The sequence below is a fragment of the Candidatus Thermokryptus mobilis genome (genome assembly GCF_900070205.1).
GTDB lineage: Bacteria > Bacteroidota > Ignavibacteria > Kryptoniales > Kryptoniaceae > Kryptonium > Kryptonium mobile.
In genome coordinates, this window is the sequence record NZ_FAOO01000016.1 from 1 (window position 1) to 13,806 (window position 13,806).

Annotated in this window: 9 protein-coding genes and 1 pseudogene; 1 reads left to right on the forward strand and 9 read right to left on the reverse strand. The window is 37.5% G+C overall.

The window, feature by feature from the left end; all coding sequences use genetic code 11:
* Positions 1 to 462 precede the first annotated feature (462 nt).
* From FKZ43_RS11485 to FKZ43_RS09370, 7 genes and pseudogenes are all read right to left on the reverse strand, one after another.
* A complete protein-coding gene (locus FKZ43_RS11485) occupies positions 463 to 678 on the reverse strand; it encodes a hypothetical protein (RefSeq protein ID WP_219916519.1) in 216 nt (71 codons plus the stop codon).
* A 164-nt stretch (positions 679 to 842) separates the two neighbouring features.
* A pseudogene (locus tag FKZ43_RS09350) lies at positions 843 to 1,115 on the reverse strand (helix-turn-helix domain-containing protein); the annotation flags it as partial.
* Positions 1,116 to 1,284: 169 nt separating this feature from the next.
* Positions 1,285 to 2,469 (reverse strand): efflux RND transporter periplasmic adaptor subunit, encoded by a 1,185-nt coding sequence (locus tag FKZ43_RS09355; RefSeq protein ID WP_219916520.1) that lies wholly within the window; start codon positions 2,467 to 2,469, stop codon positions 1,285 to 1,287.
* Positions 2,470 to 2,555: 86 nt separating this feature from the next.
* Positions 2,556 to 5,783 (reverse strand): efflux RND transporter permease subunit, encoded by a 3,228-nt coding sequence (locus FKZ43_RS09360; RefSeq protein WP_140945628.1) that lies wholly within the window; start codon positions 5,781 to 5,783, stop codon positions 2,556 to 2,558.
* A gap of 5 nt (positions 5,784 to 5,788) precedes the next feature.
* Positions 5,789 to 5,950 (reverse strand): hypothetical protein, encoded by a 162-nt coding sequence (locus FKZ43_RS11490; protein ID WP_181180326.1) that lies wholly within the window; start codon positions 5,948 to 5,950, stop codon positions 5,789 to 5,791.
* 13 nt (positions 5,951 to 5,963) lie between these two features.
* Positions 5,964 to 6,989 carry a 6-bladed beta-propeller gene (locus FKZ43_RS09365; RefSeq protein ID WP_140945629.1) on the reverse strand — a complete coding sequence of 342 codons (1,026 nt, stop codon included), beginning with the start codon at positions 6,987 to 6,989 and terminating at the stop codon, positions 5,964 to 5,966.
* Positions 6,990 to 7,010: 21 nt separating this feature from the next.
* Positions 7,011 to 10,139 (reverse strand): efflux RND transporter permease subunit, encoded by a 3,129-nt coding sequence (locus FKZ43_RS09370; RefSeq protein WP_140945630.1) that lies wholly within the window; start codon positions 10,137 to 10,139, stop codon positions 7,011 to 7,013.
* Positions 10,140 to 10,390: 251 nt separating this feature from the next.
* Between FKZ43_RS09370 and FKZ43_RS11720 the strand changes: the two genes are divergently transcribed.
* Complete coding sequence (locus tag FKZ43_RS11720; RefSeq protein WP_140945631.1) at positions 10,391 to 10,591, forward strand: helix-turn-helix transcriptional regulator; 201 nt, start codon at positions 10,391 to 10,393, stop codon at positions 10,589 to 10,591.
* A gap of 17 nt (positions 10,592 to 10,608) precedes the next feature.
* On the opposite strand, the gene cysS is transcribed toward FKZ43_RS11720, so the two are convergent.
* Both cysS and recN read right to left on the reverse strand, forming a co-directional pair.
* On the reverse strand, positions 10,609 to 12,063 hold the full coding sequence (cysS, locus tag FKZ43_RS09380; RefSeq protein ID WP_140945632.1) for a cysteine--tRNA ligase: 1,455 nt from the start codon (positions 12,061 to 12,063) through the stop codon (positions 10,609 to 10,611).
* Positions 12,064 to 12,079: 16 nt separating this feature from the next.
* Positions 12,080 to 13,795, reverse strand: coding sequence for a DNA repair protein RecN (recN, locus tag FKZ43_RS09385; protein WP_140945633.1), 1,716 nt, complete (start codon positions 13,793 to 13,795; stop codon positions 12,080 to 12,082).
* Positions 13,796 to 13,806 lie beyond the last annotated feature (11 nt).

A 13,806-nucleotide genomic window follows, 5' to 3' on the forward strand; every position in this document is an offset into this window, starting at 1 on the left:
TAACTGGAATTAAATTAAAATTTGAAATGACAAGCATCAAAAATAAGTAGATTCATTCAAGTAATTCATAACTTTCTTATAGAAAATTTTCAAAATTTTATAATTGGCAATAGGCGATGCATAAATAATCCTGCCATTGTTGATAAAAACACACAAACCATACTCCAAACTGCACTTCACATTTCTCACATAATTGAAAAAATCTAATAATAAACCACGCTCTTGGAAAAACTAATTAAGATTAAGCTCTCTCTTTCCAAAATCAAATAAACATTAACCCCAAACAATTTTAAACTATCTCGGTAGTTGTTAATCAAATCACTAACGGCTAAAATAACGCAAGATTCACAAATTTTTGAAGGTACAATAAATATGATCCCCTCTTTAGACATACCATTTACTCGGAGTCCTTCAATTGAATCAGCACAAGTAACACAAACCATATTTCCGCTCTTTTTTAACTTAATAGCCAAAATAAAATTTGAACAAAAACATTAAAATTAAAGCGAAACCTAACACTAAGATTGTCCGCCTTTCAATCATAACTAGTATTGATAGATCTGGATAAAGCTGGATGGCGAAAAATTTAACCTCTTCAGGATCAAATACCACATCAAAAACACTTCTATCAAATGTGAAACATTTTAAAAAATTCCCATCATAATCGTAAACATACATATATTTATACTCACATAACCCCAAATCGCTTTCTCAATATCAACCGCCATAACTGGGGAACCATTACTTGTTGCGACATTGTATAGTAAAATCAAATATTTACCTAAACATAAACGGAACCCGAATCCTCACAACAACTCCCACCAACTAAAGCAAACACAGGCTCAATGAATAAACTTGAAACAAAAGAAAAGCAAGACAAAACTAAAAGCCAAATAAAGCTCTTCATAGTTACCTCCATAATTTAATTTTTCTTCTCTCACACAGTTATTAAGTTCACGCTTGAACTCCATCGGTGAAATCTTCAACCTGCGTTTAAAAGCCCCTCTAAATGTCCTTGCCTGCCGATAACCACACTTTTTAAATACATCCTTCACCTTAACCCCACTTGCAATTAAATCTATAACTCTATCAATCCGATATGTCTCAATCAATTTATGGGGAGTTACACATAATTTTCATAAATAAAATCAAAAAGATTGGAAAAGGAAACATTCAAACATCGTGAAAGAGTATAAACACTAAAATTTTGATCGGTGAAATTTTTCTCAATTACTTTCTCAAATGATCCACGACTAATTCGCATAATCATCCCCAATTTTATTCTCACCTTGAAACCTTAACCCTTGAATCATGTGCCAAATTGTAATTCCCCTCAACTATAATCGTATCCCCGGGATTTATACCGCTTTTTATTTCGTAAAATTGTTCATTTTCACGACCGAGCTCAACATAAAACCATTTTGAAAGACCATTATCTTCATCCACACCTTGATATACAAATACAACTGGACGATTATCTCTCATCACGACTGCTTTTTTAGGGACAAGTAAAACATCTCTGTAGATATCTCCCTGAATCCTCACATTTGCAAACATCCCCGGTTTTATCTTTTCCCCGATGTTCTCAATAAGGACGACAACTTTGCCAACCCTTCTTTCAACATCAATATATGGATTCACTTCAACAACCCTCCCTCTGAAAATTTCCCCTGGATAAGCCACAAGTTCAACCTCGGCGATATTACCGGTTTTAATTTTCGCCAATTGTGTTTCAGTAACCTCTACGACTATCTTCACAAAAGATATATCAATAAGTTTCATACACTTCTGCCCAGGGCTAACATAACTTCCGACATTTATATCGCAGTCAGCTATATAACCAGAAAATGGCGCCTTTATTTGAGTATATTCAAGATTTAACTTCGCCCTTTCATACTCAATCAAAGCTCTATTCAAACCACTTTTATTCGCTATGACATCTTCACGATTAACATCGCTATAAACGAGCAATGCTTCATAATCCCTTTTAACCCTTTCAAAATCACCCTCGCCAACAAGTCCCATTTCATATTTCTTTTTCATCTCCTCATAAACTTTCTTCAAACTGTCAATTTCCTTCTTAAACCTCCCCACATCAGCTCCGCCTGGGACGGAACCAAACTTCATCAAGTTATATTCCACCCTTGCGTCAAGGAGATTATATTCTGCCTGTTTCAGGGCTATTTTATACTCCGTATCGTCAATTTTGAAGATCAAATCATCTTTGTTTATAAATTTTCCGTTATGGACATTTAAAAGCACAACTTGTCCGCCAACCCGTGATATTATATCAACTTCTTGTATCGGTTTCGCCACACCGCTCGTGTTAACCCACTGTATCAAATCCCCTTTTCTCGCAACATCAACTTTAACAGGGAAAAATATCTCGCCTGGCTCTACATTTTGAATTGTCACATTCGTTTCCTCTCCACCGCCCCAAAAAATTATCCCAGCAATTAAAAAAAGCAAAAAGATACCGGATAAAATGAACATCAAAATCTTTAACCAGGGCTTTCTCTTTGTTGTGTTTTCACTGGGCATTTCACATTGAAATTTTATTTTGCAATTATTTTATAAAGAGATGGAACAAACAGCAAAACGATGAACATTGAAAAGAGAAGCCCACCCGAAACAGCCACAGAAAAAGGATACCAAAGCGAATAAACATTCTTTGTGAATATAAAAGGAACGAAACCAGCTATCGTGGTCAAATTCGTTATTAAAATTGGTCTAACCCTCTGCATGGACGCTTGAGCAATAACTTCATCATAACTCGGCTCATTAGTTTTAACATTTTTGCTTTCCACCGCTTTTGAAATTTTATCAACAAGAATTATCCCGTTGTTAACCGAAAGCCCTATCAAAAGAATAAGACCAGCATATCCACCCCTACCGAAATTGACATCAAAGATGTAAAAGACAAGGAATAAACCTATCAAAGACATCGGAACGGAAAGAATTATGACGAACGGTTTTCGCAGCGATTCATATAAAGATGCTGTTACCATAAAGACAAGCGAAACAGAAACAAAGGCGATTAAAATTAACGGTATCCTCTCTTTCTCCCCGATGATGAAGAAATAATCCGGTCTTTTAATTTCATAACCTGGCGGGACTTTTACGCTCTTTATCACAGCATCCGTAAATTTATAGCCGTAATGATACGGACCCCTGAAATTAAAAGTTATATATCTTGTGTATTGCTGATTCTCGCGCCTTATCTCAGGCATAGTTGGAACAAGTTCAATCCTCAGAACATCGGAAAGCTTGACGCTTTTCCCTTTGACCACTAAACTTGCCTCAAGGAGCTCCCTCACATCAACATCTTTTAAGTTTCTTCCCGACCCAGAAATTGCGATTTTTAATTTCACATCTTCATTTTGAAGTCGCAAATTTAAATTCTCAACCGAAACCCTCAATTTGCCAGCAATGAAATAAATCAAATCACTAACATCAACTCCATATCTACTCACTTTTTCCCTGTCAATATATGCAACAACTTCATATTCCTTCGCTTTCCAAGGCAACCTATCAAGTTCAATGTCGGCAACCCTTGGGTTTTGAGATAAAATTTCACTGATGTTTTGCGCAATTTGCTTCACCACATCGTAATTATATCCGAGAATTTGAATTGTAAAACTCGGTGCGATGTCTCCGCCGGAGAAAAATCCAGGACCAAATCCATAAACAGATGTCGTAAAACCGCTTGTTTGAGCACATATTGAGATTAAATTTTCCTTGATTATATACGGGACGGATGTCATAGCAACTTTATCATCAAATTCAACCCTTATTGTGGCAAATCTATCAGTTATCCTTGAAGTGAATTTCCTGATCAAGCCAAGATTTCTCAAGAGATTATCTTCAATTTTTCTAACAAGTTCATCAACCCTTGATATCTCAGTTCCCTGCGGAGCCCAGATGTTCACAACTATATACGTTTCCCCACCCCATTTCCAAAGCTCCCCCTTGTAGACATACTTGAAAAATAGATGCGAAACTCCACCAAGCCCATGGTCAACATAGGGCTTTATCTTTGAATAAAGATCGCTACCGAAAATTTCATTGTAAAGTTTAACAAACCCAGCGATTGAAACCTTTTTATCAAATACCCTTAAACTTAAATTTTCCTTTTTAACCTCAATCTTCTCGGGCAATAACCATATCGGAAAACCAAACAACCATATTAAAATAATAACTATGAGTCGCCGATGCCTGATATTCCAAAGCAAAATCTTCCTATACACATTTAAAATCACATCAAAAAACTTAACCTTCCCCTTAAACCCGCTCTTTATCAAAATTTTCTGTGAAATGATGGGAATGAATGTTAAAGAGACGAAAAGTGAAAAAAGAATCACAAACCCAGCAGTCAATGAAAAATGAATGAAGTATGGCTTTAAATTTTCCGGCAAAAGAAACACTGGGACAAGCGCACCAACTGTTGTCAAAGAGGCAGAAATAACAGGCAGTTTCATCTCTTGAACGGATTCAAAAATCAAATCAAAATCAAGCTTGCCCATCTCCTCAAAACGCCTTTGAATGTTCTCAAACACAACCACACTGTTATCAATCACTATCCCAAACGACAAAGCGATCGCAGATAAACTCATTATATTTAAACCAATACCACTTGCGTATAAAAATACAATAGCACCAGCAATAGAAAATACAACCGACAGGAAAATCACGAAAGATGAAACAACATTTCTTAAAAATAGGACAAGTATCAACACTATAAACAAAGCCGAAATCAATGCCTTGTTTCCCAATTCGCTTATCTCCGCCCTTATATCTTTGCTCCTGTCATATATCTTATCAATTTCAACTTTAACACCATAACGAGATTTCGCGATCTCCTTTAAATTATCAATCAACTCATCAACCTGTCGGGCAACCTTTAACATATTTATACCCGGCTCCTTATCAATCTCAATTGTAAGCGTCGGTTTACCATTTATCCTCGCAAAACTTCTTTGCTCAGCTATCGTATCAACCACAACTGCTAATTCAGAAAGCTTCAAATATCTACCCTCACCAACTCCGACTTTCATTTCCTTTACATCATCAACACTGTTAAAATAATCGCCCGAATAAACGAAATGCCTGACATTGTTCACATCGGCATACCCAACCAATTTAAAAATCTGATTTTCATTAAGCGCACGGATTAATTCAACCATGTTCAATCTGTAACTTTTAACCTTGTTCTCATCTACAAGAATCAAAATCTCCCTTTTAACCTCGCCTATCGTTCTGACATTAGCTACGCCTTTTATCCCCAGAAGAGCCGGTTTTATCGTTTCATCTATTATCTTCTGAATTTTGTAAATATCAGCATCCGCATAAACACTGAAACTCATAAACCCCTGAAGTTCTTGAAATTCCTGCGGGACAAACTTTTGAATCTGAGGATAACTTACCCCTTGCGGGAGTGTTTTGTATACAGTTGAAATTTTCTCCGAAAGCTCAAGCCGTGCGAGGTCAATATCCACACCCTTTTGAAACTCAACTTCAACCCAAGATGTCCCCTCCCTCGTCCAAGATGAAACCTTCTTTACACCTGTTACCGTCGTCGCTACCTCCTCAATCCTCATCGTAACAAACCTCTCTATAATTTCTGGAGATGCCCCATACCACTGCGTCACGACATTTAACCGCGGAAAATCAACATCAGGGGTTATCTCAATAGGAAGGCGTGTCAAAGAAAATATCATCAAAACGAGAACGGCAAAATAGAACATCAAAACAGTAACCGGTCTTCTCAAAATCCTCTCAAGCATCTCAATCACCTAAATGTCACTTTCTTGGACAAATCCCCAACCTTCAATGCTGGAATAGAACCAACTTCCATCTCAGCTACTTTTCTTCTCTCCCCACAACCAATGACAAGAAGAAAAACTAACAAACATAATTCAAAGCTTTCAACGAAAAATTTTTCTCGCCACATAACCGACCTATTTTTATTTTTCAATTACCCTATATTTCACAACCGATTGGACATCAAGCTCGTCCTTTTTTACAGCGTAAACATAATCCCCAGAGCATAACTTTAATGAAACATTATCATGGATGTCAAATTGACTTATCTTGCTCCCTTTATCATCAAAAACCATACAGATATAATCATAATCATCTTTGCCAATATCCCTCACAATCCAAAACCTTCCTTTTGAATCAACTATAAAATCCCCTATCACAGGTAGAAATTTTGGGACTGGAGTTAACGACTTGTTAAGTTTTAGATATCTATTTTCATCCCCCCTGAAAAGTTTGAGCCATTTCTTCTTCGTTATTTTGATTTTATCAACCTCATAACTAAATAAATTTTTCTGTTCCCCATCAAAACCCAGAGAATTAATCCCAAGAACACTACTGTTAGCAAAGTAAATGTTGCCCTTTGAATCAGACCTCCAAATTGTCTTCTCACCAAAAGGAATTCCTCCAATGAGCGAGAATGACCTGCCTTCTCCGAAAACCAAAACTTGCGGTGCCAGAACTTTCAATAATGGATTTTGACCTGTTTGACCATTTCTATCAACTTGAAATAAATACATATATTTTGGCTTCATATAATCCACCGTGGTGTAGTATTCACGATATGTAAGTAGGAAATCTCCATTCTTTTGCAAGAAGAAAGGTATGGCATAAACAGTGTCGTTTTCCCCAATTATTATTCCGTTCAACATTTTAAACTCCCCAGGACCTTCTCCCGCTTTTCCTATTTTCCCAAGGAATTTCCCATCTCCATCATATAAATGAATTGTGTTGTTCATTCCATCGCAAATATAAATTCTACCGCGACTATCTACCTGTATATCCGCGATATACCCGAACTCATCGCTTGAAATTTCAATTTCCTGTTTTAACTCCATCCTTTTCTGCCCAACTTCTATACCCAGGTCTCGCTTGCTCAAAACTTTATAAACCAAAAAAACAGCAAAAACAAAGACAACAATCGCAACAGAAATAAGAATTTTTTTCCTCATTTTAATCCTCTGGTATTTATTTTATCTTCCTTTCAATGAAAACTTATCAAAGTAAGAGTAAACCACTGGGATGACAAAAAGAGTGAAAAGCGTTGAGGCGATCAATCCGCCAATCACAGGATAACTTATCGCAACAGCGAGCTCAAGTCCCTTTCCAAACCCAACGACGAGAGGAATTATTCCAAGTATAGTTGTCAGCGTCGTCATCACTATCGGTCTGAACCTCTTTGTCATACCGTCAAGTATCGCATCTTCAAGATTCATCCCGCTTCTTCTATTTGATATCATAAGGTCAACTGCTATGACCGCATCATTATCAATTGCACCAAGCATTATAACAAGCCCAACAATTGACATAACATTATAACTTTGACCGGCAAGATACATTGTAATGAAAGCCCCAACAAGTGCAAGGGGACTTGTGATTAAAATGACAAGCGGATAAACGATTGATTCATACTCCGATGCAAGTATCATATAAACCAGAAAAATTGAAAGCAAAATTATTATCAAAAGCCCACGATATGACTCGTAAATTTCTTCTATCTTGCCACCGAGCTTAACAGAAAAACTCGGATGCGACTTTTCAACATCGTTTAAAATTTTCCCAATTTCACCACTCAAATTTAGAATGTTTTTCCCGCTTGCACTTGCAAGGACGACAACAGCCCTGTTTCCATTTTCACGATAAATTTCGCTTAAGCCCCTCTCCCTTCCAACCTTAACAATTGAACGGACGGGAATTGAAGCAACATAATTTCCTCTGTCCATCTTCAAACTGTAATTCAAAAGGGAAATTAAAACATCCTCATTATCCGACTTGTTTGCGATCACCCGTATCGGTATCCTATCACTAAATGTATTAAAATAAGTCGCGACCTTCCCCTTGAGATAACTTTCTATTTCAGATAGTATCTGCGAATTGTTAAACCCATATTTTGCAATTTCATCTTTGTCAACCAAAATTTTTATCTGCGGATTTCCCGGCTCAGGTATGATTCTAACATCTGAAACACCACCTATATTTTTAATTTTTTCGGCTACCTTTCTCGCCACTAAAATCGCTGAATCCAAAGAAGCCACGCCGACCTGCTTACTCACGATTTTAATCGCTATATCACTTTCGGCGCTTTGAAGGATTCTCTCAAATGTAGTCGTTCTTCTCTGGAAAACAACTTCAGCACCGATCGCCTCAAACTTTTTAAACAATCCGCTTCCAATCATGTCCTGACGAACCTTTTTCATCACATAATCAACGCTGAACTCCGGCTTAACCTTAACATAAATTTTTGCTTTATTTAAACTTGCAAACAAAATGCTAAAATAATCCTCTTGCGATGATATCCCGATGTCAGACACAACAGCTGAAACCTCTTTCATATTTAACAATTGTTTCTCAATCATTTCAACAGCACTTGACACCGCTTCAAGCGTTGAGCCGTAAGGCATGTTCACTTCAACTGTAAACCTACTTTGGTCAATGTCTGGTGCTTGTTCCGCCCTTATCAAAAGAGCAACACCAAGCGAAATCAATATCAAAAGAACCGTAGCTAAAATAATAACACTTCTATTTCTAAGCGACCACTTCAAAAAGGCAATGTATGAATCCATCAACCCGGTGTAAAATCTCTTAAAAAATGTTAGTTTAACGGATTTGTTTATGTCTTCCTCTTTCAATCTTGATAAAATTCCTGGGACAAGCATCACTGCAACGAGAAGTGACGAAAGAAGCGAAAATGTCATCGTCAATCCCATATCAAGAAAAAGTTTCTGTGCAACACCCTTTACAAGGACAACGGGCAAGAAGATCGCAACATTTGTAAATGTCGCAGCTGAAACCGCAAGGTTTATCTCCTTAGCTCCCTTTAAAACTGCTTCTCTAACGCTTAAACCCCTCTCCCTCAACCTCGTGAAATTCTCAACTATTATCACCGCATTATCACCGATCATACCAATTCCAAGCGCAAGCCCAGTCAGCGAAATTATATTGAAATTTATACCAGAAAGATACATCATCACAACAGTGGCAAGAATTGAGAACGGTGTTGCTATACCGATGATCAGCGGATATCTGAAATCACGAAGAAAAATGAAAAGGGATAAAAAAGCAAATAAAGCGCCCCAAAATATCGCCTGCTCAATATCCGAAATTGACTTCCTTATAAACTCCGCTTGATCAAAAATAATTTCAATTTTAACATCGGGATAATCCCTCGCCAATTCATCAACTACATCCCTAACCTTTCTGCTTACATTTATTGAATTAGCCCCTGCTTCCTTCTTGACAAAAATTAAAATCGCCTCACTTCCATTTAAACGCGTAAGCCCTTGCCTTTCTACAAAATCAAATCTAACCCCAGCTATATCTGACAAACGAACACCCTTATCCCATCCAGTTTTGATGATGACATTTTCTATATCTTTCAAATCTCTGAATTCTGAAGCGACTCTAAAAGGATACCTGAAAACGCCCTGCTTAATTGTTCCCCCAACCAAACTCAAATTTGAACTTTTCAAAGCATTTGAGATATCTTCAAGTGTGAGATTGAACGACCTCATTTTAGAAATATCAACGAGGATATGCACCTCTCTATCATACCCACCAGCCACAACCGCCTGTGAAACACCCTCAATCTGTTCAAGGCGCCTTTTAACAAGCGCTTGGGCAAATTCCTTTAAGCTTGCTATGTCCCCTTTTCCCATAACTCCATATGTATAAGTCAAAGCAATCGTCATTATGGATTCAGAAGAAGGATCAATTTTAACTATCGTCGGTCTTTGTGCATCTTCCGGAAGCGAACCCCGTATAGCGTCAAGTTTCTCCCTGACCTCAAGCATAGCGTAATCTATATCAGTCCCCCAATAAAATTGCAATCGCACAAGCGATAAACCCTCTCGCGAGATTGAAATTACCCTTTTTACACCTTTGACCGTGTTAAGTATTGACTCAATGGGTTCACTTATCTGTCTCTCAACTTCCTCCGGCGAAGCACCAACATAAATCGTCTGAACAAGAAGCTCTGGGATCTGAACCGATGGAAGATAATCAACGCTTATATAAGACAATGCTATAACCCCAATGACAGCAATCCCAATGAAGAACATTGCCACAGTAACAGGACGATTTACAGACACCTCTGTCAAAGACATCTCCCGCCTACGCTTTGTTTCAAAACTCTTCTATTAATTATAACACATACTCTAACTCAGCGTTTTCATCCCACAATCACCTTTTATAAATACTAACCAAAGCAAAACCTCAATAACTCTCATCCAAAATTTAAATCAAGTAAATTTCCTTGTCAAGACCTTGAGGGCAACTTTTTATTGAACAAATAGTTCAATTAATTAACACTGATTTTTGACCCTCTTTTCTTGACTTTCTCGCTTTTTTCTCAAATATGACCCTCGGGGAAGCCCTGAAACTATACCGACTCAAAAACAACCTCCTTCAAAAACAAATGGCTTATTTGCTCGGAATCTCAAAAGAATACTACTGCAAAATTGAAAATGATAAAATCATTCCAGGAAGAAAACTAATTCAAAAAATAACAAAATTAACTGGAATTAAATTAAACTTCCGAATTGTAGTAAAAAGATGAGGGGTTTAAAGATTTGTCTATAATTCTGCAAATCGCCAGATGGTTGTCCCGTCCTTTTTATCTTCAAGTATAATACCTAAATTTTTAAGTTCATTCCTTATCCGATCAGCAAGCTCCCAATTTTTTTCAGCTCTAGCCCTTGCTCTTATTTCAAGTAAAATTTCAATCAACTTACTTTCAACCCCAACACTGATTTTCTTCTCTTCAAATTCATCTGGGATCAATCCAAGTATCTTTCCACCGAAATCTCTATAAAAGTCGTCAATTTCTTTTAACGATTCAGAAGAATAAACTTCATTTGAATTCAAAATCTGATTGACTTCCCTTGAAAGATCAAATAGAACAGATATTGCAACTGGCGTGTTAAAATCATCGTCCATTGCCTCAATGAACCTACGCTTATATTCGTCAAGATTTATTTCATGCTTTCTACCGGGTTGAGATTTAGAAATTTCATATCTGAGAAGTTTAACTGTATTGTGAAGTTTTTCAAGTCCTTTTTCTGCGGAGTCAAGCGCCTCATCACTGTAATCAACAGGACTTCGGTAATGGCTTGAAAGTATGAAAAATCTTATCGCAAGGGGATGATGCTTTTTAAATGCGTCTTTCAAAGTCACAACATTTCCAAGCGATTTGCTCATTTTCACACCGTTTACAGTGACCATATTGTTATGCAACCAATATCTGACGAACTGCTTTCCCGTCGCTGCTTCACTTTGAGCTATCTCAGAGTCATGATGCGGAAATTGATTCTCTATACCACCACCGTGAATATCAAAGGTTTCACCGAGATACTTCATGCTCATCGCTGAGCATTCTATATGCCACCCCGGGTATCCGATCCCCCAAGGACTTCTCCATCTCATTATATGACCTGGTTCAGCCCTTTTCCAAAGAGCAAAATCAAGCGGATTTTTCTTTTCGCTTCTAACTTCAACCCTCGCACCAGCTATTAAATCCTCAATCTTTTTACCGGAGAGCTTTCCATACTCAGGAAATTTCATCACATCAAAATAAACTGAACCATTAACTTCATAAGCAAATCCCTTTGATAGAAGAATTTCAATTAATTCAATCTGTTCAGGTATATGCCCTGTTGCCCTCGGGGAAATATCAGGTCTTAAGTTCCCAAGCCGATCCATATCTTCAAAATAACTTCTCATATAAATCTCAACAAGTTCCATCGGCTCAAGGCGTTCTTTTCTTGCCTGAGCTATAATTTTGTCCTCACCTTGATCAGCATTGTCCGTCAAATGTCCAACATCGGTTATATTTTGAACATATCTAACTTTATAGCCCAGATATCTCAAATATCTCACAATTACATCAAAGGAAACATAACTTTTAGCATGCCCAAGATGGGAATGCGCATAAACGGTTGGACCACAAACATACATCCTGACAAACCCCTCAATCTCAGGTTTAAATTCCTCCTTTCTCCTTGTCAACGAGTTATAAACTTTAAGAGCCATTTTTAAAGGTTAAAATTTATTTTGATTTCCCTTTTAATCCCATCAATTCCTTCGCACTTTCAATTGATGCCTGCGTTACTTCTTCACCGCTCATAAGTTTTGCAATCTCTTTTATTCTCTCTTCAATTTCAAGTTTTCTAATTCTGGTCACAGCTCTTCCGTTTTGAATGACTTTCTCAGCAAGGAAATGAGTATCAGCAAAGCTCGCAATTTGAGGCAGATGAGTTATTGCTATTATTTGATGATATTTTGACAAATTTTTCAAACTTTGACCAACCTTTTGAGCGATCCTTCCACTTATACCAGTGTCAATTTCATCAAACACAAGAAGTGGTAATCGTTCGGATTTAGCAAGGACACTTTTCAAGGCAAGCATTATTCTTGAAATTTCACCGCCCGATGCAACCTTAACAAGTGGTTTTGGGTCCTCCCCGATGTTAGTTGAAATATAAAACTCAACAAAATCAATCCCGCGATTTGTCACCTCGTAACTTTCATCCCCAAGCTTAACATAACACCTACCAGAGCGTTTGGGTCTGTTTTCAATTTTGACCTCAAATTGTGCGTTCTCTATCCCAAGTTCCTTAAGTACAGAAACAATCGCCTCACTTACACCTTCAGCAACCTCTCTCCTTTTTGAGGATAATCTCTCCGCTATCTCAGAACAAATCTTTATTTGCTCATCTATTCTTCTTTCAATCCTTGCGATTTCATCCTCAAAATTTTCAGCTATTTCAAGCTCCCGTTTAATTTTATCTTTATATTCAATCACCTTTTCAACTGTTCCACCGTATTTTTTGCTCAATCTGTTAAGTGCGTGTAATCTCTCGCGTATGTATTCAAGCCGTTCGGGATTAAACTCAATTTTTGAGTTGTAGCTCTGGACGAAATTCGTTATCTCATCAATTATCACCTGAGCAGACCTTGCATCTTCAACATACGGTTGAAATCTTTTATCAATTGTTGATAAATCCTCAAGTTGATTTCTGACGATGACAAGAAGATCATGAATTGATGTTTCAGAACCATAAAGCATTGAGTAAAGCCGAGATGTCGCCTCATAGAGCTTTTCAGCGTTCTCAAGAAGTTTAAGCTCATCTTCAAGCTCTTCAATCTCCCCCGCTTGAGGATTTATCATTTCAATCTCGCGAAGTTGAAACTCGTAAAGTTCCCTCTTTTCCTTCAGCAAACTTTCCCTTCGTTTTAAATCATCAATTTCCTTATAGTAATTTTCAAGTTTGTTAAGTTCCCTCTTAAATTCCTCTACCATTCCCATAAGTCCGCCGAAGTCATCAAGAAGTTCTATATGCGTTTCAACTCTTAGCAAAGATTGATGCTCATGTTGCCCGTGAAGGTCAACAAGGTGATTTCCGATTTCCTTCATAACTGAAAGAGGTATCGGGGTATCGTTTGCAAAACATCTACTTTGTCCTTTTGCTGAAACCTCTCTCCTTAAAATTAGATCATCTGAAAATTCAATTCCGTTCTCCTCAAGTATCTTTTTGAGTTTTCTATTACCTCCGATATAAAAAACGCCCTCAACCACGGCCTTATCAGCCCCTTTACGGACAACCTCGCTACTTGCCCTTTCACCAAGTATCAATCCTAACGCATCAATTAAAATTGACTTCCCCGCGCCTGTCTCACCCGTGATTATGTTCAAACCACTCTCAAACTCAACCTCTATTTCATCAATCAACGCATAATTTCTCACATATAAACTGCGCAGCATGACATTCACCT